Below are 24,252 nucleotides of genomic sequence, written 5' to 3' on the forward strand. Positions count from 1 at the left end.
AATAATTTATTCTCATGAAAAAAAATTACCTTTTTCTAATCATTATTTTATTTTCACACTTCAGTTTTTCACAAGCAACTAACGATGATTGTGCCAACTCTCAAAACATTATCATTTCAACAGCTCAGACAACCACTAATTTTGTTATTGTAGATGCGGCAATTAATAATGAAGAAGGCTGCACTGGAACTACATCAGACTTTATAGATATTTGGTACGATTTCACCATGCCAGTAAATGGTAACCTATATGTAAACGGTACTATTTCCTGGAATCGGTTTGCTCTCTATGATAGTTGTGGTGGTACAGAAATACAATGCGGTGATAGCAATCAACTATTTACAGGACTAAGTGCCGGGACTAATTATAAACTACGTGTATTTAGATATAGTTCCAGAGCAGATGATGGGTATTTAAGTTTTACCACCCAAGCTTTTGAAGAAGTTACTAACGATGATTGTGCTACTGCAGAAAACATTGCAGTTACAACAAGTGAATCTACGGTTAATTTTAACATTGGTGGTGCTACTATTAACAATGAAGAAGGCTGCTCAGGTTCAACAACATCCGAATATGCAGATATCTGGTACGACTTTACTATGCCAGTAAATGGTAACCTATATGTAAACGGTACTATTTCTTGGAATCGGTTTGCTCTCTATGATAGCTGTGGTGGTTCAGAAATACAATGCGGTGATAGCAATCAACTATTTACAGGACTAAGTGCCGGGACTAATTATAAACTACGTGTATTTAGATCTAGGTCTAGAGCAGATGATGGCTACTTAAGTTTTACCATTCAAGCTTACGAGGAAGTTGCTAACGACGACTGTGCGAATGCTGAAAACATAGTAGTTACAACTAGCGAATCTACAGTTAACTTTAATATTGGTGGTGCTACTATTAACAATGAAGAAGGTTGTACTGGAACTACTTCTAACTTTGTAGATATTTGGTACGATTTTACTATGCCAGTTAATGGCAACCTATATGTAAACGGTACCATTTCCTGGAATCGGTTTGCTCTCTATGATAGCTGTGGTGGTTCAGAAATACAATGCGGTGATAGCAATCAACTATTTACAGAACTAAGTGCCGGCACTAATTATAAATTACGCCTATTTAGGTACAGTTCCAGAGCAGATGATGGCTACTTAAGTTTTACCATTCAAGCCTATGAAGAGGCTCCTAATGACGACTGTGCGAATGCCGAAAACATAGTAGTGACAACAGACCAATCAACCATACACTTTAATATTGGTGGTGCTTCCATCAATAACGAAGCAGGTTGTACTGGAACTACTTCTGAATATGCAGACATTTGGTACGATTTTACCATGCCAGTAAATGGCAACCTATACGTAAACGGAACCATTTCTTGGAATCGATTTGCTCTATATGATAGCTGTGGAGGTTCAGAAATTCAATGTGGAGATAGCAATCAACTATTTACAGGACTAAGTGCCGGGACTAATTATAAATTACGTGTATTTAGATCTAGGTCTGGAGCAGATAATGGCTACTTAAGTTTTACCATTCAGGCTTTTGAAATTATAAATAATGACGATTGTGCTTCCGCAGAAAACATTGTAGTTACAGACACGCCTACTACTGTTCACTTTGGAATTGCAGGAGCTAACATTAATAATGAAATTGGGTGCGCTGGAAGTCCTGCTCAAGACTTTGCAGATGTTTGGTATGAATTTACTATGCCAATTAATGGGTATCTAGTTATTAATGGTACTATTTCATGGAATAAATTTGCCTTATACGATGCCTGTAACGGAACAGAATTGGCTTGTTTTGACAGTTCCGGTAATGTACCTGGACTAACTAGTGGAACAGTTTATAAACTACGTGTTTTTAGAACCTTAGCACATGTAGACAATCAAGCTTATAAAAGTTTCACCATTCATAGTACCTCAACATTAAGCAGCAACGATGTGGCAATAGAAAACAACATTCGAATATATCCTAATCCTGCAAAAGATTTTATTCATATTTCTAATATCGAGGATCAAAAGATTCAAGCAATTCATTTATTTAATATGCTAGGAAAAGAAGTGCTTCGTACTACATCTAAAAAAATAGATATAAGTAATTACACTTCAGGAATATACCTAGTAAAAATTACGACAGAGAAAGGATCAATCACTAAAAAAATAGTGATAGAATAATATTAAAGACGCTATTAATTGAAGTTTGAGGAGGGGAGGATTAAGTAACATTATGAATCCCCTTTTTTTTAATCTCCCTATGACCCAGGTAAGGTTTGTTCATCCTGGTTGTTTATCAAAACATACCAAAAGCTAACTAAGCCAAAAAAAATATCACACCTTAAACCACAAGCCCCTTAACAAGCTGATTACACCACTATTAACTACATCATCCCATTCACTAAATAAAAAAGCCCATTCACTAAGAAGAACCAATGAACCCCCGAAAGTTTTATTACATTGAAGTAAATTATATCAGATGAAACTAAATTACAACACTTTTTCACTTGTATTACTCTTTGTTTTTTTAACGCCAAGTTTGGTTTTTCCAAAAGTCAATGACGTATTATCTAATACAAACATTTTATCGAGTACAGGTGTTTTAATAACAGAACGTATTGAAGTAGCTAAAGCTGCTGATAAAAACGAAACAACTTATAATGGAACTGAGATTAGTTTCCAATTTAAAAATGATTATACAGCCTTGGATGTGATTGTTAAGCCTGAATTAAACACAGCTTTTAACAACAACTTCAATAAAGTTACTTCGAAATTCACTTCACATCACACCTATGTATCAACTAATTGTCCACTAGTAGAAGTTAGCAAAAACAACCTATCTGTACTACTGAGAAAAAAGTTTATTAGGAAAGCAAAAAGGAAGAATTAACTATCAGGTTCTAGAGCAAACAAGTTTGCAACTGAACCACATGCCTGAAATTATATTAAAACGCTATTAAACAAGGGATGGATTGGAGGACATTAACTTTAAATAGTTATGTCCTCTTTTTCTATTAAAACCATTTAATAGTTAAGTCTACTAGCTTCTGTTTAAAATTAGTGTAAGGGGGGATTAACAAATCGACTGCTCCAATTGTGTGCTGCTTTAATACTGAACGTTGATTAACGAATTCTAGAAATCCAAAATAGCCATGACTTTTACCAATCCCACTATTATTAGAACCTCCAAAAGGTAAATTATGATTTAAAAATTGAAGCAAATTATGATTCACACAAGTACCTCCCGCCCGTGTATTTTTAAGTACATAATCAATAATCTTACTATTTTTACTAAAAATATAAAGTGCCAATGGCTTTTCCTTAGAATTAATATAAGAAACTGCTTCCGCAATAGTTTCGTAGGTTTTAATTGGTAAAATAGGCCCAAAAACCTCTTCTTCCATTAATTTAGAATCTTCTGGAGCGTTAAAAACCAAAGTTGGTTCTATAAAATTATCTTCAGCGTTGTATGTTCCTCCACTAGCCAAGTTACTTTCATTTCCTTTAGCTTCTTCAATATACGAAACCAAACGATCAAAATGTCTCCTATTGACGATTCTACAATATGATTCTGAGCTTTCCGCGTTTTCTGAATAAAACTGAGTTACTTTTAATTTAAAAAGCTCAATAAACTTTTCTTTTAAACTTGATTTCAACAAAACATAATCAGGAGCAATACAGGTTTGTCCAGCGTTGGTGAATTTTCCATAAACGATTTTCTTAACTGTATTTTCCAAATTAGAATCATCGTCTATAATGGTTGGAGATTTCCCTCCTAATTCCAAGGTAACGGAAGTTAAATGTTCTGAAGCCGCTTTCATGACTATTTTTCCAACAGCAGGTGAACCTGTAAAGAAAATATGATTGAAAGGAAGTTTTAATAACTCTTGAGAAACCTCAACTTCACCTTCAACCAAAGCAATTTCATTTTCCTCAAAAAGTTCTGAAATGATTTTCGCCATTACTTTTGCTGTGTTTGGCGTCATTTCTGATGGCTTTAAAACAATAGTGTTTCCTGCTGCAATAGCTGAAACCAAAGGTCCAAATGTAAGGTTGATTGGATAATTCCAAGGTGAAATAATTAAACAGACGCCTTTCGGCTCGTTTATAATGTAAGAACTACTCCCCAATAAAGCCATAGGTGTTTCTACATCTTGCTTTTTTAACCAAGATTTTAAATTCTTACTAACAAAGTTAATCTCTGCTATTACAGGGTAAATTTCTGTAAGATCCGTTTCTAATGGTGGTTTTTTAAAATCCTTATAAAGCGCATCTCTTATTTCTTGTTTATAAGTATGCTCTAAGGCTTTTTTTAATCGCCTTAGCTTTTCAAGACGCTCTTTATAAGAAGCGTTCCCTACCTGAAACTGATTGGTCTTTTGCTTTTCAAATAATTCTGAATATATATTCTTAGTTTTCGTCATTTTTACAGTTCATCTGCACTTATTAATTTTGAATTATAGTAAATATACAGAATTGTTTGACATATTGTAAACTAGTTTAGATTTCACATAGTAACCTTAAACCACGATTGTAACCATTTTATATCTAAATCAATTTCTGATATTTATTTTATATATTCTCTTATACTAACGCATTGTGCACCTAACAACCAATGAAATTTTGTCAGAAAAATAACTTAATCCACTTTCCTAAAAACAACTAAGGATTTTGATGGGTTGGACAATTTTAATCTATTATTTTCAATGGAGTAATTAATACTACTTTGAAGTGCCTTTAAAAACTCATTCTCTTTATTTGTTTTTTCACAGAGCATTTCGGTTGTAGAAACATCCATAAAACGCAGCAAGTCTTTTTCAAAAAACAGAGATCCACTTACCGTATTGCAACCCGCAAAGCCCATAAATGTATTTTCATAACTGTTTATTTCTATAACTGGAATTTCTTGGTGAAAGTCTTCTTTTGTAACACTTTTACCATTTAAGGATTCGAGAGCCCAAATGTCATAAAGGCGATAATCTGTAATATACCTACCACATCCTTCTAAACGTTCAAAACTCTTATTTGCACTCAACTTTAGCTCAACAGAAACAGTATAGGGTGACACCTCACCCGACATATCGTTGGCACATTCCTTTTGTTCAATCTGTATGTTTATTTGATTTTTTTCAGTTTTAATCCTATACATTTTCACATTAGCATCCATAGCAAAAACAGGTTCTTTATGGGGTACTTTTATGGAATCGTCTGGTGTTGTAAACACAACAAGGTCGCTCGATATTTCAAGCAACCAAAAAGGTTCTGTTCCCGTGGCTCTAAAATAAGCAGGAGGGTTATTTGGCTGTGTTTTCTCTACGGGAATAGATATTTGTTCAGAATCTTGTTTTTGAGTTGAATATTTTTTCCCACAACCAACCGTTAAACACATTAAAATTAAAAGAATGGATTGGGACTTCATAATATAAAAGTGGTTTTAAATTTTAATCAAGGATAAAAGTTAGCAATAAAATTGATACTTCGATTTTTTTTACACAAATAAGTTTTCTTTTCAGCTCAAAATTAATGGCACAAGTTTTATTATTGGCATAATTCCCTACCATGGGTGAATCTCCTACTCTACCCCTTATTTGTTTGTCTTTCCACCTGTAGTTGTAGCTGCTGCAATATTACCATGTTGGTGGAGGCTACAGTAATTAAACTTTTTCCGTCTATGATACTTGCATTCATTTCATGCGATTCCGTAGCTGTAAATACCGATCCTTTTCCTGCATAGAACAAATGAGAATCTTCTATTATACGCTTTGCATTTAAAAATAAGCAGCTCCTTTATTTTAAATGAGCTAAAAATTACTAGTAAAATCCACACGGACTATATACGGAGTCACTACGGAGTCACTACGGAGTCATTACGGAGTCATTACGGAGTCAGTTTTTAGTTGGTAGGTGGTGGTTTTTAGTTTTTAGTTATGAGATGTTAGTTATTCGTATTATCATTCCTACAATGCCTGTAAAAATTATTTAAACTAATATGGAATTCATCGCGATAGGTGTAAAAACACTTGACTTAACACGCCATCCATTTAGTTTTTAAAGAAATAGTAAAAGCAGCACCTAATACATTTTGTCCATAAGCAACAAAATGAAAAACTATAGTAGTCTTGTTTAAAGCCAACCATATTCCACAATTTACCTATTTAAAAAAACAAAAGTCTAGTTATTAAAAAACATATAGGTGTAATAAGTTTTTTGTAGCTTTGAAATCCTTTCAAATTTTATACAATGTCTGAACAAAAACGCCTTTTTCTAGTCGATGCTTATGCCTTAATATTTCGTGGCTATTACGCCTTTATAAAAAATCCGAGAATCAATTCTAAGGGACTGGACACTTCTGCCATTATGGGGTTTATGAATTCCCTTTTAGATGTTATTAAGCGTGAACGACCAGATCATTTAGCTGTATGCTTTGATAAAGGAGGAAGTACCGATCGAGTTGAAATGTTCTCAGAATATAAAGCCAATAGAGACGCTACTCCCGAAGCCATTAAAATTGCTGTTCCATATATCCAAGAGATCCTTAAAGCCATGCACATTCCTATTATGGTTAAGGAGGGTTTTGAAGCTGATGATGTCATTGGTACGTTAGCTAAAAAGGCCGAAAAAGAAGGTTATCAAACTTTTATGGTAACTCCTGATAAAGATTTTGCTCAATTAGTATCTGAAAACATATTTATGTATCGTCCAAATTCATTTGGTGGAGGTTACGAGGTTTGGGGAATTCCTGAAGTTCAAAAGAAATTTGAAGTAGAACGACCAGAGCAAGTAATTGATTTCCTTGGAATGATGGGAGATTCTAGTGATAATATTCCTGGACTTCCTGGTGTGGGAGAAAAAACAGCCAAAAAGTTTATTAAAGCATATGGCAGCATGGAAGGTTTATTGGAAAACAGCCATGAATTGAAAGGAAAAATGAAAGAAAAGATTGAAGCTTCAAAAGACTTAGGACTACTTTCTAAAAAGTTAGCTACAATAATGTTAGACGTTCCTGTAGAATTTGACGAAAAAAACTTTGAAATGTCTGAACCGGATATTGAGGCGGTTACCCAGATTTTTCAAGAATTAGAATTCAGACGTTTAATTGACAATTTTATAAAAACTTTTGCCCCGGATGCTGTTGGAACTTCAAACGGTTCCACGAGTGAATCAAATACAGACAAGCAATCTAAAGCCACTCCAAAAGAGCAAGCATCTGCAGGTTCTGGACAATTTTCATTGTTTGGAGGCGATTCTTCAACCACAACAACCACGGAGGCAGCTTCAGAATTCACTAGAAAAACTGCTGAAACCACGCCTCATTTCTATCAAAGTTTGGCTCCAGGTATGGCAACCAAACTTTTTATTAAAAATTTAATGGCACAAACTAGTGTTTGTTTCGATACAGAAACCACTAGCTTAAATCCATTAGAAGCTCAATTGGTTGGAATAGCTTTTTCATGGGAAATTGGCAAGGGCTTTTACTTACCCTTCCCTGAAAACAAGGACGAAGCTCAAGAACTCATTGAACAGTTGCGTCCGTTTTTTGAGGCAGAACACATTGAAAAAGTAGGTCAGAATTTAAAATACGACATAAAAGTTCTTAGAAAATATCATATTAAAGTAAAGGGCAAATTGTTCGACACCATGTTAGCGCATTATTTAATCAATCCGGATATGCGACATAATATGGATGTTTTAGCTGAAACATATTTAAACTATACACCTATATCGATTTCTGATATTATAGGTAAAAAAGGAAAGAACCAACTTTCCATGCGAGATGTTCCTCTAGAAAAACAAACGGAATATGCTGTTGAAGATGCCGACATTACCCTTCAACTTAAAGAACATTTCACAAAAGAACTAGGTGACGCAAACACCCAAAAGCTTTTTGACGAGATTGAAATTCCACTACTCCGTGTCTTAGCTGATATGGAATTAGAGGGCATCAATTTAGACACCAAGTTTTTAAATTCGCTTTCAGAACAACTGGATAATGATATTAAGTCTTTAGAGACAAGTATTTATAAAGAAGCCGGAGAGGAATTTAATATTGCTTCTCCTAAACAACTAGGAGACATTTTATTCGATAAATTAAAACTAGTAGATAAACCTAAAAAAACCAAAACCGGACAGTACGCTACTTCCGAAGACATTTTATCCTATTTAGCTAAAGACCATGACATTATTAAACACATTCTAGAATATCGTGGTTTAGCCAAACTGAAAAGCACTTATATAGATGCACTTCCACTTCAAGTAGAACCTACCACTGGACGTGTGCATACCGATTATATGCAAACGGTTGCAGCTACTGGCCGATTAAGTAGTAATAACCCGAACCTTCAAAACATTCCTATTAGAACCGAACGAGGTAGACAAGTTAGAAAAGCTTTTGTTCCAAGAAATGAAGATTACACTTTATTGGCTGCCGATTATTCTCAAATAGAATTGCGCATAATTGCCGCTTTAAGTGAAGAGGAAACTATGATTGAAGCGTTTAAAAACGGTGAAGACATTCACGCATCCACCGCTTCAAAAGTATTTAACGTACCATTAAATGAAGTAACAAGAGAACAACGTAGCAATGCTAAAACTGTGAATTTTGGTATTATTTATGGTGTTTCGGCTTTTGGCTTAAGCAACCAAACCGATTTGTCTCGAGGTGAAGCCAAAGAGTTAATTGACACCTATTATGAAACTTATCCTAAGCTAAAAAACTACATTGGAAAGCAGGTTGATTTTGCTCGCGACCATGGTTATGTGCAAACCGTTTTAGGAAGACGTAGATACTTAAAAGATATAAACTCCAGAAATGCTGTTGTTAGAGGCGCTGCAGAACGAAATGCGGTAAATGCACCAATTCAAGGAAGTGCTGCCGATATTATTAAAATTGCCATGATAGGAATTTACAATAAGTTAGAAGCAGGAGATTTTAAAACCAAAATGCTTTTACAGGTTCATGATGAATTGGTTTTTGATGTATTCAAACCTGAGTTAGAAACCATAAAAACCCTAGTAAAAACTGAAATGGAAAACGCATTTACTTTATCTGTTCCGTTAAATGTAGAAATGGATATTGGCGATAATTGGTTAGAAGCACATTAGTAGTTAGGTTAGTTTCCTGCCCAATTCAGGCAGGGAACTAACCTAATATATTCATTTCAAAATTAGGACTAGCTTTTTATAAATACTTTTATCTCTAAAGAAAAACCGGTTAATCGGAACTTCCTACTTAACCCTATACTAAAAACTTCCGTAATCTCTATTCGCTAAAAGGCCGATATAATTTTTTGTATTCCAGGCTCCCTGATTTTTCTCGTATTTATTCTATAAATTACGTGCTTATCTATTAAACTTCACCTGAGACGGTTTATTTAAGCAATAAAGACCTCATTTTTTTAGGTTTCAAAACCTATTTCCATCATTTGTAGGCTTATACTCTCTTTTTTTATTCCAATTAATAAGTTATAAGTGTCAATTACTAATTCAAACACGTCAAATTCTCAACGGCTATTGTTTTTGTTTTTCATTTAAACCACCTTCGACCCAACAAATTACGCCCTGATAATTAGACAAGTAAACACATAAATATCATTATTTTCCATTCTTAATTAGTTTGGATTTTGCTATTTATTGTTAAACCTACCGCATAGCATATGTAAAGAGAAGTTTCTTTGATTCAGATTGTAGGATTAAGAAAACAAGCTAGATATAATGAATTAATAAACCAAATTAGTATAAACAGAAACGACTTACCAATTACTATGACAAAAAAACTACTAAGTTGGATATTCTTTTCATTAATCATGACACAGTTTTTACAAGCGCAAGATATTGGTAATTTAAAAGACCAAAAACCGTTTACTATTCATGGTAGTATTGGAGGGGGCGCTAATGGTTATTCTTCCAATGAAGAGTTTCCTACTCGAGATCCTTTTTCTTGGAACTTATACGGTAATTTTACTGCTTCCGTTTATGGTCTCTCTCTACCATTCTCTTTCGCCGTATCTCAATTTTCCGAAAGTTATACCACCCCTTTTTCCCAGTTTGGTATCAGTCCATCGTATAAATGGGCAAAACTACATCTAGGTTACCGAAACATTTCTTTTTCACCCTTGGTATTTGACGGGCAAAGTTTTATGGGTGCAGGTATAGAACTTACACCTAAAAATATATACTTCGGTGCTTTTTATGGTAGATTAAACAAAGCTATTAGTGAGGACCACAGAATGGAACATGCTGTAGAACCACAATATAAGCGAACAGGTTATGGTGTAAAAGTAGGTGTTGGTGGTGATCACACAAATTTTAGTTTACAATACTTTCATGCCAAGGATGATGAGAACTCGATAGAAAGAGCCAATGACAGTCTGACAACCATACTGCCTCAAGAAAACAGTGTTGTTGGAACCTCATGGAAGTTTACTTTTTTTAAAAAATTAGCTCTTACTGGCGATGCCGCTGTTAGTGTTTTAAGTCGTGACCTTTCTTATGCCACGGTAGATAGCATTGGCGAGAAAAAAGTGCCAACCATTATTCAGAAACTTATACCTGTTAATTCAAGCTCCGTATTTAGTTGGTCTGGGCAAGTTCAATTAGCAATCATGCTAACTAATTTTAATGCGATATTGGGTTACCGTAGAGTAGAACCCGATTTTAAATCGTTAGGTGTACCATACGCTTTAGATGATATTGAAATGATTAGTGCCAATGTGAATACCAGCTTTAATAAAGGGAAAATAAATCTTAATGCGGCTTTTAACAGCCAACACAACAATTTACATAACATGCTCAGTACAAAATTAGTAACTCGAACTGGGAATGTTTCCCTTAATACGTTTGTAAACCAACATTTGAACATCAATATGAATATGACAGGGGTTCGGATTTTACAGAAAGACGGCCTTCTAGAATTAAACGACCTACAACGATTAGACCAGATGATGATTACCGCTGTTCTTGCTCCGTCATTAAACTTTTCAAATTACCGACATCAACATACCATAAGCGGAAGTTTAACCTACACGAATTTAGATGATCAAAACCCATCAACTAAAGATCAAACTAATGGTAATAACATATCGGCTTCCTTAAATTACGGACTATACTTTACGCAAAAATATTTTGATGTTAATACTTCCGTACTTTATAGTGTTTATGAACAACAAAATAGTCAATACACATCTTTAGGTTTTAATGTAGGCGGAAATGTACAGTTGCTACAGAGCCGAAGTTTAAACCTTCAGGGAAGTGTTGGATATTTTCTAAACAAATCATCCGACTCACCAACAGGCAACAACTATACCTTCTCATTTAATGGAAGTTATATGTTATTTAAAAGTCATTCTCTTGGACTTTATGCAAGTTACATGATTACACCGCCTGTAAACTTAAATCCACTTAACGAAATAGATCATGTTCCATATGCCGTTAATAGTAAAATGTTTACTGGCGGTATTACATATGCTTATAATTTTTAAATCCGATTGACCATGAATCATATAAAGAAAATATCAAAACTTTTAGTTGCCTTTGTATTAATTTTAGGCTTAACTCCTATTAATACATACGCACAATATCCTGTTCAGGTTAACGTGAACGTACAACAACCAGTACCACCATATCTACCGCAGATAAAGGCAAATATTACAGGAAACAGAACTGGTCAGTTGAATCAAGATATCAGTAGTCACCTAGCTGTAACCTTAGTCAATTCGGGTAGTTCACAGAAGCGCGTTAAACTTTCCGGAAAAATAGAGCGTTTATCACCTGGACCAATGAGTATTTCATTAAGGCCAGGTTATCAGCCTTCTAGTCCTATAATGATAAACCCGCAGCAAATGATTAGGCTTAACCAACCCATGCTTGATGACGCTTTTGGAGGGTTTTCTCAAAGTGATTTAGTGTTCAACAATACGAGTTTAAGCGAATTGAGTCAGGGAGGTTTTAACTACAAACTACCGGAAGGTACTTATCGTATTTGTGTTACAGCATATGATTTCGAGGATCCAGGCCAGTCAACACCACTTTCTGCTCCTGGAACAGGATGTGCCGTCTTTACAATATGCTATAGAGCTGCTGCACCACAATTGATTATGCCTGTATCAACGATGATGCAATCGGTTAGTGGGTTTCAGGATTTCACTCCTACATCTTCCCAAATTCAATTTAGTTGGACTCCACCAACTACTACATGTGGTATGCCGCTTGGTGCTCTAAATTATGACTTAGAAATTCGTAAAGTCTTCCCAGGACAAACAATAAATGATGCCGTATACAATCCACCTGTTTTTGACAAAAAAAACATTCCTACAACAACTTTCATACTAGACACTTTACGGTTTCCAAATGTGTTCCAAAATGGAGAACGGTATACAATACGGGTAAAAACCAATTTCAGGCCTATGCCAGGCAGTCCACTAGAGATAGCTAACGAAGGTTACAGTCAAGTGGCAGGGTTAAAATATGTGGTAGCTAAATCAGAAATTCCAGAACCAGAAGAGCCACCATTAGTAGAGGAAATTCAAGACCCTACAGAATATGCAACTAACCGAATTAACGGACGCCTATTATGGACATTTAAAAACTCTGAAGTCAAAGCTCCTGATAACAACGTTATTAGTCCACCTGCCACGACAGTAACACCTCCTACTACACAAATAGGCACAACTCAAATTCCAAATTTTGAGGTTTCACCCGTTGGTGTTTACTTGGGCAACAATGATATTTTAATGCAAAATGCTTCAGCACTGGGACAGACCGATCCCACATTAAATATTGCAACAACATACAATACGATGGAGGCGTATTTTCCTCCTTTCGAAATAGCTACACAGGTATCATTAACTCCACTAGTACCAGCCGAAAATATTATTAGTACGAATGCTGCTACATCAATAAGTTATAATTATGAAAATTCAGGAAGCGATCCTGCAGAAAAACGTTACCCGCTGAGCAATGTAACCGTTGTTTTAAAAGGAAAACGGAAAGCATCTTCAGCTCCTCAATCACAAACTAGCGTAACTCCATTTACAAATACACCGAACTACGTACCATATACCATTCAAGATGATTTGCAATTCTCAGGATTACGAACAATTGATGATTGGCCAGGTTCTTCAAGTATTACCGGGATTGCAAATCAACCAAACGTATCTAGTACAACCACAGGGAACAGTAATTACAGTTCAACCAATATAAATGATGTTTCCTTAAAAGTATTAGCATCAGGAGTAACGAATGCTGATGGTAATTATACGCTTGACTTTATTCACCCAAGATTTTCTGGGCTCGATCAATACGAAGAGGTTATTCTAACTGTAAATGCTCCTGGATTTTATGATTTCACCTATAAAATTCCGCTAAATGAAATTGACACTCTTAATGAAATTAACCTTGGAGAAAAAGTGCTTCTTGCAAACACTTACCGCTTCTCTGCAGTAGTAAATGCACCAAATATTGAGGGCAACAAGGCCAATCTAGGAAAAGTTCAAGTTCGAATGTACCGTGAGGCACAAGAAATAGCAGAATTCCCTTATTTACAGCAAGAAGGAAACGTACCTGCGGAAGCTAAAGAAAGCAAGAACATTAATGGAAAAGAATATTTCTTGGTAGCGGTTGACAGTATTAATAAAGGAGAACCTCACTCACAAATATTCCAATTTAAAAAACTATTCTATCAAGGTAACCTTAAAGTAGAGGTCCAAGCTGAAGCAGAAAATTTAGAAACTTTACGAACAGACTTAAGAGTTACTCCTCAAAACATGGCTAAGGAGAAGATTATGTTGGTTAAGGCAAGTTATAATGCCGTTCTAACAGAACCAGCTGTAAAAGGTCGAGTAGTTTTATATGCTGGGGAAAACACAGTATCTATAAAAGATGCCATTGTAAAAGTAACTTATAACCCGGAAGACGTATTATTTGGAGGGCCTCCTGCATATACCAATCAGGAAGTAATAGATGTAATAAACAATATGCAAAATAGCCAACCTCAGCTTCCGAATATAGATTTAAATAACCCATTAACCTACAGTGGTATTCAAAGCCCAAGTGGAGTAACACTTCCTGTTTCTGTTACAACACCAGCAACAACTACCAATTTAGGAACAGTTAGTAACATAAACAATTTTCAAGTTGGCCAGTTTCATGTATCTTCTGCAGTTAATTTTACCGAGCTTAACATACCAGATTTCTTGGTACCGGCCCCAATTGATAGCGGATATTATTCAACTACAACCGATGAATCAGGAAATTTTTATATTGGAAATTTACCAACTCTAAAAGCGGGCGCTGAATTCACGATTGAATTAGTTTCAGTACCTTATAGCTATCGAGATTTAGCCGTTAATCCTGCTAATAAAAAATTCCAAGCTAGCATAGCCTCTGGTGTAATTGCTTATAAAGAGTTTAAACTAGATGCTCAAGTAACACCTTTAGTAGGTAGAGTTGTAGATGCAGACGGTGAACCTTTAGCGCACGCAAAACTTCATTTTGAAGGAAGCGATTCGTTCTTTGAAACAGGAAGTACAGGAATTTTTCAAACAACCTTTTATCCTGGCACACATACCATTATAATAGAGAAACCTGGATATGTAACAAAGGAAGGCAAGGTTCATATTAATGAGAGTCAAGTAAGTATAGACCCTCCTTTAGTTCCAGAAAGTCAACTGGTAGCAACCTTAGATGTGCCAACATATAACGAGCCTTTAAATAGCAGCAATCAAGAAGGCTTCTACCAAAGCTTGAATCAAACACCTACGGTACAAATAGAATTGTCAAATGGAGGGGTTATGAATCCAAATTTATTTGGACAAGCTACTTATGTAACCGAACTATCAACTCCGTACGAGACATTAGGTTCAATGATGGATGATACATTTGGGATACCAGAATCTTTTGCCGAAGCCACGCTAGATATGGGGGAAATAGGATACTTAAATGAAAAAAGAGCCAAAGTAAAATTCATTGTAAAAGATGAAACAGATGCTGACAAATTACTTGAAGGCGTTACCATTAATCTTTTTAACACCTCTGGCGTTACCAATGAAAATGGGGAGTTTTTATATGAAGGATTTGGAGGCAGTGTCGATATGGCTCTTATTCCGCGAGACGGATCTGGTTATCTTCCTTTAGAATCTTCAATTGAACTAAGATCCGACAACCAACTTTATGAAATGACATTATTCCTTGAAAAAGGAATCCGATTGTATGGAAATGTAACAAGCAATAATACTGCCCTAGATAGTGTAAATATATCAGTAGAAGGAAGTAAGTATATAACAACATTATCTCGTGAAGATGGTACCTACGAATTATATGTACCTTCTGGAGAACAAGAAATTCGTGCGGCCAAAAGCGGTTACATAGCTCAAAAGGAAAACATGACCTTCCAAACAGGTTCCGATGTTGAATTCAACTTCACTTTAGGAGATGGCGGTGGTAAAAACATTGAACAATTATTAGGCTTTGATATAGAATTAGAAAAAGCTGAAGCCGCAGCGAATGGAGCTGAAGTATGGACTGGAAGATTTGTGAATATAACTCCTTATTTACCTGTTTTTCAACCAGACGGTCGACCATTTTTACCTTTTGCCAACATAAAAGTAACTTTTGATGATGATGGGAATGCCATACCAGAAAACAATAAAGTAATAACGGACAAAACATCATTACCACTTACTTTGTTTAATTATTTACCAATTAAATTTCAAAACAAAGGAGAACAAATTGCTGTAATTAAAAACTCGAAAGGATGGGGAAGCATAAGTGGACAATTAGAATTAGATGTAGATCGTATTTTAGGGGAATACAATATCACTTTCCTAAAAGAATATTTGCCAAAAATTATAACCACGGACCAAACTACTCCAGGTTCTATTGAAATTTTCCTAGGAGAGGGTGCTACAGGCATGCCAGGAATAGGAGAAGAGAACATGGATACTTTAGAAGGCATGGCAATGGATGCAGCACAAGACGCAGCACAGGATGCATTGCCAAATCCTGACGGCTTGCAAGATGCTGTTGACACCGTTAATAGCTACGTAGTAGATGCAGAAAACCTAAGGTTCCGATTGGCAGCAGAAGGAACTCAACCGGTAAAAATTGAGTTATATGGCTTTACTGTGGTTTTAGATTTAGCCAATACGTTAATTAGTCCTGATGGTCTGAAGCTTGCTGGAGAAATTATTTCGCCACAATTCGGACCTGTTAAAGCTCTGGAGCTTCCACTAAAAACACTTAAACTGAATCAAGCTTTTAAAATAACAGAAGTTGATATACCAACAGATGAGCTACCAGAACTAGAAATTGGTGGATGGAAAGGATCTTTAACTTCACTTATAATCAACGAAAGCGGAATAAAACTAGGGGGAGAAATATCGGTTAAATTACCATATTCAGAAACCTCATCCTTAGAGTTTTCAAATTTAAAAATTACTAAAGACGGTGTTTACGGAGGTAAATTTGAAGTTACAAGAAACGGAATTGACTTGTTTGATGCGGCTTTAATAAAAGACAATGGAACAGAACTTAGTTTTGGTCAAATTGGAAATAGTGGTATCTATAGTTTATCTGGAAGTGTAGATATGAAATTTAAAAAACTAATAGATAAAGAAATTAAAATTCCAAGATTCCAAATTCAAACAGATGGCCACTTTTCTGTACAAGCACCAGTAAATTACAGTTCCGATTTTGGCTTCGCATCTTATAGCATTAATGACTTAGTTATAAGTAATGCCACTGGGCAAATGCCATATATTGAACTTTTAGGCGAGCTTAAAACCGACATACCATTCTTAGATTTTAGTGCAAACAACATTAAGTTTCAGGCTACGGAAAATGGCAGTGCTGAATTAACTGTAGGTAAAATTGCTGCCGACCTTGACGTTCCTGTAATTAATTGCGGATTAGAATTAGATTTAAGAGACAACGGTCTTGCTGGTGGTGGAAGTTTAGAAATACCTGGCACCTCAATTGGAGCCGACATTAATTTCCATTATTTTAAATTAGACAGCGGAATAGATATGGGTGCATCATTTGTAGCCGGAGCTCCAATTCCTTTAGGAGCAGTAACTATAGGTAAACTAGGTGGAGGCTTCACTTACAACACAAGCAATAGTAAATTTAAAGTGGAAATTAAAGGAGAGGCATCCATATCAGGATTATCTCAAGCCGTTAAACTTTCACCTATAAATCTTTCCGTAGAATCTGGACCAGTTATTAAAGGAGACACCAAAGTTCTAATAGGTGATAAATTTGCTTTAGCGGAGTCTACTGTAGAATTAAATTTCCCTTCGAAATTATTTGCTATAACAGTTGATGCTAAAATGGAACCAATGGAAGGCTTAGGTAAAGCAGACTTGAATGGCCTAATGCGAGTAAGCTGGGATACTGCGAAACCTTACGCTTTCCTTGGCGTTAATACAACGATTAAATTAGCTGGTTTGATAAATGCTAATGGACAGTTTGCTATGGGAGTCAATGTAAAAAACCCAAAACATGGTGATAACGATATTGCTCAATACTTTAGAAACCTAGATGACAATTTAGTGTCAAGCAATTACACCTTCTCTGGTTTATATGCTTATGGAAGCGTAGACGTAGGGCCACCTAGCCCTGAAGTTAAAGGGGATTTCTGGATTGCAAGCTTTAGCGCTTACTACCGTTCCTCCTTAAAAACTTGTTTATTACTTAATTTCGCAGAAGCCAATTACCTTTTAAGTATTAACGGAAGTATAGAGGCAAAAGCTAGTGCTTGCCTTGGTATATCGGGAGTATGGAGAGGTTGCATGAGCGCTGGTTTTAATACCTGCTACCGTTTTGAAGGAGGAAGGAATAACAGTAAAGGTTGGTACTTCAATGGAAAAGTTGGAGCTGAATTAACTTTTCGGGTTGGAAGTTTAAATCCGCGTTGTAACGATTGGTCATTTGACGCCGGGTTTTGGTACACTAAATTCGGAGCAAAAGGCTGTGTTAATGCACATGCATCTATTGATTATGGTCAATTTTCTGGCTTGAAGCTTGATGGAGGGCTTGGAGGAAATAATAACGGCGTTAATTGTAGATAATTATAAAAAACAATCACATGGAAAATTATAAAAAACACTTTACCCAAATACTTTTAGCAACACTTACTTTAACTCTAAGTTTGGGTGCATATAGTCAGGAAATAGAAACGAAAATGTTGCTTCCTGGACCCGACGGCGTAGTTATGGCTATTGGGGGGTTATTCAATTACAAACTGGAAAACAAGAATAATAATTTTCCTACACCTAACGAGATAATTACTATATACAAAAGCAACGTAAAAGGAAAAAAGAATCAAAAAATAGCCACCATCTCCTTTCCTGCCTCTGCCTCTGAAATGGAGAAAAAAATGAGTCCTGAGTTGAAGACAGATGTTCTAAACCAACTAAAAACAGATAATATGCAAAATGCATATGAGGTTATTAGAAACTATGGAAGAGACACTTTAGGTCTTTTAATAATCTCACCAGAATTGCAGAAAATTTTGGGGATGTTATATACGGACACCACATGGAAGCCTGGCGATCAGGTTACTTATCATTTTGATAGAACCAATGAATTGGGCACTCAACAAAACCTATATTCTGAATCATTAGATGGGAGTCTTCCAGAGTACTCAACTAAATTCAAACTTTCGAGGTATAATATTTTTGAAGATAATGTAACTGGTGAATGGGAGGCTGAAATAGTTGAAAAGGAAGAGATCCCTATGTTTGCTCAATTATATTCAAGAAAAAACAACGAAGAAAATTTCACGCTAAACACACGTATTTTCACTAGTCAGAAATCAACAAAAATTGCTTCGGTTTATCATTCAGAAGACATGGAACCTAATGGTAATCTAGCTTGGTATATACGTACCATTGATGCAGCAGGAAACCTTGGAAAACCTTCGGACACATTATACGCTATAAATTTTAATAAAAATAAAATAGCTCCAATTGAAAACCTAAAGGTTACTGACACATTAAACAGCCTATTGGTTACATGGAAGCCGCTACCGCGAAAAGCCTATTACACGGCTATTCAAATATTAAAATCTAGGAAATTAGGTGAAGATTATGTGGTTTTAGACACCATAGCTCCTACTAAAAGTTCCTTTATGGACAAACAGGTTATCCCTGGCTCCTCTTACTTTTATAAAGTACGCCCATTGTTATTTGATTTGCCAGGGGTAGAACCAATGGTATTCACGGAGGTTTCCGGCTATAAAGAAGTTAATGAGGAATTATTACCATCCACGCCACAAGGCTTACAAGCTGTTAATAAAGATGGTAAAATAGAACTTAGTTGGTTACCTAATCCTGAGCTTAATATTTTTGGGTATTATGTTTTACGCGGTACTTCATTAAATAACATGAAGGTTATTGATGGACCAATTAAACGTCATCATTACACAGATAGTACATTTAGTAAATCATATTCAGGCCAATATACCTACGCATTACAGGTATTAAATAACGGGCAAAAAATGAGTGATACATCTGCAGCTGTTTCCGTTTCTATTCGTCAAGCAACCATATTACTATCACCAGGAGGTGTACACGCGAGACGTGTACCAGAAGGAATTAGTTTGGAATGGGAAAACACCCGAATTAAAGATAACAGCATTATAGGTTATATCTTGTACCGAAGAGAAAAAGGTGAGGAACAATACCAACTGCTAAGCAATAAGCCAATTTCACTTCCTGCCTATGTAGATTCAAACACATTACCAGAAAAAATATATGAGTATGCAGTAAGCTCTATAGATACCTGGGGGAACCAAAGCATCCTTTCTCCTTTTGTGGGTATTTCAGCGAACAGTGATGACTTTTTAAAACCACCTTCAAGTATTTCACTTCGAAATTTACAATCGGGTATAGAGGTTTCATGGGCAAAACCATATGATGTTAGCACCCGCGAATACGTTATTTACCGAACAACTATTAAAAATAATAAATTCGAAAAAATAGCAACGGTTAACCCTTCTACTCCATATGTTGATAAAAGTGTTCAAGGAAACACACTTTACAAATATGCTGTTTCCGTTAAAGGAAACAATACAGAAGGACTTAAGAGTACGGAGCAACTAATAAGAAGACCATAAACCTATAATGAAAAAATAAGGTGCTTAAAGTCCTTCTTTAAATAAAACTATAGGCTGTACCAATAATAATGCTTGTAAAGGCTGCTAAACTGTGTTTTCAGCCATTCTTTTCTCATTGAAAATTCATGGAAAGGAATAGATAGTTCAATACTTCTTGTTTTTAGGTTGTACTATTATTTTTAGTATAGCTAACCTAGAAGAAGTTATTACAGCTTTAGAGTAGTAAAATAAAGGACTAAGTATGATTGAGAGTAGATTAACAAAACTTGATTAGCCTATTTAATGGGTATGTTTTAGAAGTGCTTTATTGGACCTTTTTAAGGGAATATCCAATAGAAAAACTATAAATGACGGATTTTATCATATAATTGAGTACCTACTTCTACTTCCACGTAATGGTTTCCATAATGTGCTTAATATCTTTTTCTAAATATTTTGCAGCTGGATAAATAGAATCGTAATTAGGTTTCGTGTAGAAATACAAGGAGCCGGTTAAGAAATGTTTGATACTATCCGTAACATAAAACTGAGATTGTGAGGCTGCATTCCCTCCTACCTCATATAACATTCCGTACACCTTTCTATCATCATTAACATAAGGTTGCTCGATAATCTCATCGGCCTTTCTTGTATGTTCTTGAGTGAATTTCTGTGCATCACGCAAAAAAGAAATCAAATTTTCTTGATTATTGTCTATGCTTTTATAAGTTAAATAAATAGAGCCTTTTAATCCAGAATATTGCAAAGTGACTCCATAACTCTCCGTCGGACCATCAATGGTTTTAGTTTCAACAGTACTAACCATCTCGTTTTTTTCAAAAGTAAATGGAAGGTCGTTCTTCAGGTTTTTATAAACTGCATCTGGAAATTCCAACCTTAAATAAGCTTGAGGTTTTGGCACAGGATCTTGACCACAAGACAGGCAAATTAAAAGAATACAAATAGCTAAAAAGGTGTTTTTCATTTACTAAATATTATAACGAGAAATTAATAAACCTGATTCTTTTTAAGGTTTAAGGCAAAGTAACTTTTAATCGTTTGATACGTTTATTGTCTATAGATTCAATAGTAAAAAGGTAGTCTTCAAACGGTATTTTACTCCCTATTTTAGGGAATACACCTGAGATTTCTAAAACAAATCCCGCCAAAGTTTCTGCTTCTCCTCTTTCATTCTCAAAATGCGTTTCGTTTTCCAATTTAATGATTTTATAGAAATCTTTTAAAGGTGTTTTACCTTCAAATACGTAATTTTTATCGTCTAACATTGAATACACCAAGTCTTCATCGTCATACTCATCACTAATATCACCTACTATTTCTTCAATAATATCCTCTAAGGAAATTAATCCAGAAGTACCACCGTACTCATCGACAACTACAGCAAGATGTACTTTCTTTTCCTGAAATGCTGCCATTAAATCGTCTAGTTTCTTATTCTCTGGAACAAAAAACGGTTCTCTTAATAAGGTTGTCCAATCGAATTGTTTTCTATCAATATAAGGCAGTAGGTCTTTAACGTAAAGAATTCCTTTTATCTTATCTATATTGTCTTCATACACCGGAATTCTAGAGTATCCATGATTTATAACTTCCGGAATAATCTCCTGATACTTTTGATTGATGTTTAGTGCGAAAATATCGATTCTTGGACGCATAACTTGCTTGGTATCGGTATTTCCAAAAGACACGATTCCTTGCAGTATTTTATGCTCCTCACGCGTGGTATCCTCATCGCTAGTTAATTCTAAGGCTTGAGAGAGTTGATCTACACTTAAATTAGATTTTTGTTTTCCTAATTTCCCATGGATACCTAAAGTAATGCTTCGCATAGGTAAACTGATTGGCGAAAAAACAACATCTAAAACCCTTAATGGATAAGCCATAAAATTAGAGAATTTAATTTTATTTCGGCTTGCGTAAATTTTTGGTAAAATTTCTCCGAATAGCAAGATTAGAAAAGTAATAACTACCACTTCCACTACAAATCTTATGATAGGGTTTACAATACCTATAAACAAAAAGTCGCTCATGAAGGCAAATAAAATTACAATTCCAATGTTTATGAAATTATTAGCTACCAAGATGGTTGCTAGTAATTTTTTAGGCCTTTCTAATAAGGTGGAAATAATTTTAAAAGTGTTTGGGTTTTCCTTTAGTCCGTTTTCTAAATCGGTTCTATTTAAAGAAAAAAGAGCCACTTCAGCTCCAGAAATTAGTGCCGAGCACATTAATAATACTATAAGTAGCGCAAAACCAAAAACAATCGTAAAGTCGATTGTTAGTAGGATTGCGTACAAACTCGTGGGTTCAGGGTCCAATTATAAAGTCTTTAATTATACAATATTTGCTTAAAACGGAAGATCAGTGTCTTCATTTTCTTGCTCTATTTGATTTTTGATATTTTCTATAGGTTTATGAGTTGGCTGACCAGCTCCTTGTTGACTTTCGCTTTCCTTTTTAGTGGTTAAAAACGTAAAATCTGTACAATGTATTTCTGTAGAATATCTATCGTTACCCGAATCATCTTGCCATTTTCTGGTTTTTATCCTGCCTTCAATATAAACCTTATCACCTTTAGATAAGTATTTTTCACAAATTTCAGCAGCTTTATTCCTTACTACTATATTATGCCATTCAGTATTGCTAATACGTTCATTGGTTTGTTTGTTGACGTATGTTTCGTTTGTTGCCAAAGGAAAACGCCCAATACAATTTCCACCATCGAAATAATGCATTTTCACCTCATCTCCTAAGTGACCAATTAACATCACTTTATTTAATGTTCCAGACATACTATTTTTATAAGTTTATAATTAGCAAAATTACGTAATTGCTTTTCATTTCTTTAAATTTAATAAAAAATTATGAGTTGCATTCGTAAAGTATTAAAAATTGAAAGATTCTATAAAGTTCTCAATTAAAACTGGAACGGCAAAATCTCTAATCTTTTCTATAGGGATTCCTGGCTTTGGCAGCTGATTAACCGTTACTAACCAGAATTTAGTATGTAAATGTTGATGCGACAACTTATGGATAATATCACTTTCGTTATACAAGGATAGCTTATAATTTACATCATCTAATAAAGAGTACCCCTCTAACTCCATTTGAAAACTATTTTCAGTCTGTTTTTTATTCGTTTCTAGAAGAGGAAATTGATATAAATTTTCCCAAATACCATTTCCCTGCCGTTTTTCAAGTATTGTTTCTCCCGTATCTGATAAAAAAACCAAGAAATTAAAATACTTCTTGGCAGGTTTTTTAGCTTTTAATTTTACGGGTAGCTTAGTTATTATTCCCTCTTTAAAGGCCACACAAGCACTACTAAAAGGGCAGCTTATACAATCTGGACTTGAAGGCGAACATTGCATCGATCCAAAATCCATAATGGCTTGGTTATGTTCGGCAGGATTTTTAGGGTCTAAAATTTCTTGAGCTAAAGTTTTAAATGTTTTAAATCCCGCTGTTGTATTTATAGGAGTTTCAACTCCATAATATCTAGCTAGAAATCGATACACATTTCCATCTAGAACTGCCGTATTTTCATTAAAGCAGATAGAAGCAATGGCGCTTGCTGTATAATCTCCTACTCCTTTTAATTTTAAAAGTTCTTTATAGTTGTTTGGAAAGACACCATTTAACTCGGTAACAATATATTTAGCTGTGGCATGTAGATTTCTGGCTCTAGAATAATAGCCCAAGCCTTGCCATAATTTTAAAACTTCACTTTCCTTGGCATCTGCTAAGTGAAATATGGTTGGATAATTGGATACAAAAGCCTCATAATAAGGCAAACCTTGCTTAATTTGTGTTTGTTGCAAAATTATTTCAGATAACCATATGTGATATGGGTTGGTCGTGTTCCTCCATGGAAAGTCACGCTTATTATTTGAGTACCAATATGTTAAAATTTTTGTTATAGTCATTAAATATGTATCTTGTGAGCAAAAATAAAGGTTTATAACATTAAATTTAAATGAATTAGGTTTGAAATATTGAATTTTTAATTCCTATATTTGCATCCCTTTAAATAATTAATAGTAACTTAAATAGATTAAAAATGACTAAAGCTGATTTAGTAGCGAAAATTTCTGAAAAATTAGGAATCGAAAAAGGTGATGTTCAGGCAACTGTTGAAACATTTAT

The 24,252-nt window shown here is 34.9% G+C and carries 13 protein-coding genes and 1 pseudogene; 7 read left to right on the forward strand and 7 right to left on the reverse strand.

Features of this window, described 5'->3' with window-relative positions; translation table 11 throughout:
* The first annotated feature begins 14 nt into the window (after positions 1-14).
* Together VKY41_RS04300 and VKY41_RS04305 are read left to right on the forward strand one after the other, a co-directional pair.
* Positions 15-2,177 (forward strand): T9SS type A sorting domain-containing protein, encoded by a 2,163-nt coding sequence (locus tag VKY41_RS04300; RefSeq protein WP_500813200.1) that lies wholly within the window; start codon positions 15-17, stop codon positions 2,175-2,177.
* 298 nt (positions 2,178-2,475) lie between these two features.
* Positions 2,476-2,886, forward strand: coding sequence for a hypothetical protein (locus tag VKY41_RS04305; protein ID WP_500813201.1), 411 nt, complete (start codon positions 2,476-2,478; stop codon positions 2,884-2,886).
* A 124-nt stretch (positions 2,887-3,010) separates the two neighbouring features.
* Here VKY41_RS04305 and VKY41_RS04310 read toward each other — a convergent pair whose 3' ends face one another.
* The 3 genes and pseudogenes from VKY41_RS04310 to VKY41_RS04320 form a co-directional block, all read right to left on the reverse strand.
* Positions 3,011-4,420: an aldehyde dehydrogenase family protein gene (locus tag VKY41_RS04310; RefSeq protein WP_500813202.1), complete on the reverse strand. Its 1,410-nt coding sequence runs from the start codon at positions 4,418-4,420 to the stop codon at positions 3,011-3,013.
* 215 nt (positions 4,421-4,635) lie between these two features.
* On the reverse strand, positions 4,636-5,415 hold the full coding sequence (locus VKY41_RS04315) for an META domain-containing protein (RefSeq protein WP_500813203.1): 780 nt from the start codon (positions 5,413-5,415) through the stop codon (positions 4,636-4,638).
* Positions 5,416-5,515: 100 nt separating this feature from the next.
* A pseudogene (locus tag VKY41_RS04320) lies at positions 5,516-5,634 on the reverse strand (isoaspartyl peptidase/L-asparaginase); the annotation flags it as partial.
* A 602-nt stretch (positions 5,635-6,236) separates the two neighbouring features.
* Here VKY41_RS04320 and polA point away from each other — a divergent pair.
* The 4 genes from polA to VKY41_RS04340 all read left to right on the forward strand — a co-directional run bounded on the left by polA (position 6,237) and on the right by VKY41_RS04340 (position 20,106).
* Entirely contained in the window at positions 6,237-9,098 is a 2,862-nt protein-coding gene (gene polA, locus VKY41_RS04325; RefSeq protein WP_500813204.1) for a DNA polymerase I, read from the forward strand.
* A gap of 569 nt (positions 9,099-9,667) precedes the next feature.
* Positions 9,668-11,473: a hypothetical protein gene (locus VKY41_RS04330; RefSeq protein WP_500813205.1), complete on the forward strand. Its 1,806-nt coding sequence runs from the start codon at positions 9,668-9,670 to the stop codon at positions 11,471-11,473.
* A gap of 12 nt (positions 11,474-11,485) precedes the next feature.
* Positions 11,486-18,058, forward strand: a complete 6,573-nt coding sequence (locus VKY41_RS04335) for a peptidase associated/transthyretin-like domain-containing protein (RefSeq protein WP_500813206.1) — start codon at positions 11,486-11,488, stop codon at positions 18,056-18,058.
* A 17-nt stretch (positions 18,059-18,075) separates the two neighbouring features.
* Entirely contained in the window at positions 18,076-20,106 is a 2,031-nt protein-coding gene (locus VKY41_RS04340; protein ID WP_500813207.1) for a fibronectin type III domain-containing protein, read from the forward strand.
* A 382-nt stretch (positions 20,107-20,488) separates the two neighbouring features.
* On the opposite strand, the gene gldD is transcribed toward VKY41_RS04340, so the two are convergent.
* The 4 genes from gldD to mutY all read right to left on the reverse strand — a co-directional run bounded on the left by gldD (position 20,489) and on the right by mutY (position 24,032).
* The gene (gene gldD, locus VKY41_RS04345; RefSeq protein WP_500813208.1) at positions 20,489-21,070 is read right to left on the reverse strand and encodes a gliding motility lipoprotein GldD; all 582 of its coding nucleotides are present in this window, start codon (positions 21,068-21,070) and stop codon (positions 20,489-20,491) included.
* 49 nt (positions 21,071-21,119) lie between these two features.
* Positions 21,120-22,424, reverse strand: coding sequence for a gliding motility-associated protein GldE (locus tag VKY41_RS04350; RefSeq protein ID WP_500813209.1), 1,305 nt, complete (start codon positions 22,422-22,424; stop codon positions 21,120-21,122).
* Positions 22,425-22,454: 30 nt separating this feature from the next.
* On the reverse strand, positions 22,455-22,898 hold the full coding sequence (locus VKY41_RS04355) for a single-stranded DNA-binding protein (RefSeq protein WP_500813210.1): 444 nt from the start codon (positions 22,896-22,898) through the stop codon (positions 22,455-22,457).
* Between the two features lie 93 nt (positions 22,899-22,991).
* Entirely contained in the window at positions 22,992-24,032 is a 1,041-nt protein-coding gene (gene mutY / locus VKY41_RS04360) for an A/G-specific adenine glycosylase (protein WP_500813211.1), read from the reverse strand.
* 134 nt (positions 24,033-24,166) lie between these two features.
* Between mutY and VKY41_RS04365 the strand changes: the two genes are divergently transcribed.
* Positions 24,167-24,252 (forward strand): HU family DNA-binding protein (locus VKY41_RS04365; protein WP_324311238.1); only part of this gene is annotated, 86 nt, incomplete at its 3' end.

This window comes from Xanthomarina sp. (genome assembly GCF_035306605.1).
Lineage (GTDB): Bacteria > Bacteroidota > Bacteroidia > Flavobacteriales > Flavobacteriaceae > Xanthomarina.

What these genes read in the sequence shown, in the direction of transcription:
- VKY41_RS04315 (WP_500813203.1), bottom strand. Translation starts at nt 5,415, where the DNA reads ATGAAGTCCCAATCCATTCTTTTAATTTTAATGTGTTTAACGGTTGGT.
- VKY41_RS04310 (WP_500813202.1), bottom strand. Translation starts at nt 4,420, where the DNA reads ATGACGAAAACTAAGAATATATATTCAGAATTATTTGAAAAGCAAAAG.
- VKY41_RS04305 (WP_500813201.1), top strand. Translation starts at nt 2,476, where the DNA reads ATGAAACTAAATTACAACACTTTTTCACTTGTATTACTCTTTGTTTTT.
- gldD (WP_500813208.1), bottom strand. Translation starts at nt 21,070, where the DNA reads ATGAAAAACACCTTTTTAGCTATTTGTATTCTTTTAATTTGCCTGTCT.
- VKY41_RS04335 (WP_500813206.1), top strand. Translation starts at nt 11,486, where the DNA reads ATGAATCATATAAAGAAAATATCAAAACTTTTAGTTGCCTTTGTATTA.
- polA (WP_500813204.1), top strand. Translation starts at nt 6,237, where the DNA reads ATGTCTGAACAAAAACGCCTTTTTCTAGTCGATGCTTATGCCTTAATA.
- VKY41_RS04300 (WP_500813200.1), top strand. Translation starts at nt 15, where the DNA reads ATGAAAAAAAATTACCTTTTTCTAATCATTATTTTATTTTCACACTTC.
- VKY41_RS04355 (WP_500813210.1), bottom strand. Translation starts at nt 22,898, where the DNA reads ATGTCTGGAACATTAAATAAAGTGATGTTAATTGGTCACTTAGGAGAT.
- VKY41_RS04340 (WP_500813207.1), top strand. Translation starts at nt 18,076, where the DNA reads ATGGAAAATTATAAAAAACACTTTACCCAAATACTTTTAGCAACACTT.
- mutY (WP_500813211.1), bottom strand. Translation starts at nt 24,032, where the DNA reads ATGACTATAACAAAAATTTTAACATATTGGTACTCAAATAATAAGCGT.